1 protein-coding gene is annotated in these 1409 nt (G+C 65.8%); it reads right to left on the bottom strand.

Annotated elements, in window-relative coordinates; all coding sequences use genetic code 11:
• Positions 1–33: 33 nt before the first annotated feature.
• The gene (gene holA / locus NKH12_RS30395; protein ID WP_352956477.1) at positions 34–1080 is read right to left on the bottom strand and encodes a DNA polymerase III subunit delta; all 1047 of its coding nucleotides are present in this window, start codon (positions 1078–1080) and stop codon (positions 34–36) included.
• Between the last annotated feature and the right edge of the window lie 329 nt (positions 1081–1409).

The raw sequence follows: 1409 nt of genomic DNA, 5'->3' as shown, positions 1-1409 counted from the left end.
CCTTCGGCGACTTCTCCCCCTCGAGGGGGGAGATCAGCTACGCGCCGCCAGCCGGGCGCTTTCGACGGCAATGCCGAGCAGGGCCTGCCGTGCCAGCGCGACCGAGATATCCGGGCGCCGGCGGGTCTGCAGGACCGCGGTCTGCAGCCTAGTCAAGGCGCGGCCAAGCGCCTCGCTATTCCAGCGTTCGAGAGCCTTCTCCACCAATTTGCGCCGCGAGAAAAACACCGGCGGACGCGCCGCGGCGACGACCGAAGCGGCGTTGCGGCCGCCGGCGTCCATCAGGCCGCGCATCGCCTGGATCGCCTGCAGCTGCCGCATCGCCGACGACAGCACCAGAAAAGCCTGGCCGCCGGCCTGGCAGTGGCGGGTGAAGGCCATGTCGAAGTCGCCGACCTTGCCTTCGAGCATGGCATCGACGGCGTCGTCGAAGGACAGGCCGGAAACGTCGCCCGACGTCGCCTTGACATCGTCGAGGCTGATTTCGCTCTGGCCGTGGGCGTAGAGCAGCAGCTTTTCGATCTCGCCGCGCGAGGCTAGCCGGTCACCACCGAGGTTGCGGCGCAGCGCCTGGCGGGCCTCCAGCGTCATCGACATGCCGGCCTTGCGCAATTCCTCGTCGATGACCGTGTCGATGTCGCGGGCCTCGTCGGCGTAGCACGGCAAGGCCATGGCAATGTCGGCCGTCTCGACAATGGAACGCAGGCCGACGCCTTTCTTCAGGTCGCCGGCCTCAATGAGTATGATCGCGTCCCGCGCGGGCTCCGCGGTCAGCGCCTTGACGTCGTCGGCAAGCGCCTTCTGGCCGGAAGCATTGCGCACCCACAGCAGGCGCCGGTCCGAAAACATCGGCACGGTGCGCGCCTCGTCGAGCAGGCGGCCCTCGTCGCGGTCGACTTCCGAACCGTCCAGCCTGACCACCGAGAACGGATCGTCGAGCGGCAGGCCGGTTTTGCCGGCAAAGGCCTTCGCCCGCTCGGCGACGAGCCCCCGATCGGGACCATAGAGCAGGACGATCGAGACGCGCGGATCCGGCCGCGCCAACCACGAATCGACCTCGTATCCTTTCTTCTGTGCCATGGATTCTGGTTAGCACGATGTGGGCGCGGGGTGAACGGCGGTCAATTGCTTCAGACAATTTGTGTTGAGACAGCCAATTGTCGATCTCGGCGCTGTCCTTTCCGTGCGTTTGCGCCGCCCCTCACCTGCCTGCCGGCATCCTCTCCCCGTATAGAGACGGGGAGAGGGGCGCTGTCATCGGCGGCTTCGCAAATTACCAGCGTTGCAGGATAGCCCCAAGGTCGTCGTCAGCCCCTTCTCCCCGTCACTATACCTATCGGATTCACACATTATGAACATCGAGCGTGGCTCCGTATTTGATGGCGGAGAATTCGGCGAGACCGATGCGC

The organism is Mesorhizobium sp. M1322, from assembly GCF_040318085.1.
Classification (GTDB): domain Bacteria; phylum Pseudomonadota; class Alphaproteobacteria; order Rhizobiales; family Rhizobiaceae; genus Mesorhizobium.
Note: the sequence above shows the minus strand (reverse complement) of the source record. Positions and strands in the feature narration are given on the sequence as shown.

Coding starts and splice junctions, on each gene's coding strand:
- holA (WP_352956477.1), bottom strand. CDS start 1,080: ATGGCACAGAAGAAAGGATACGAGGTCGATTCGTGGTTGGCGCGGCCG.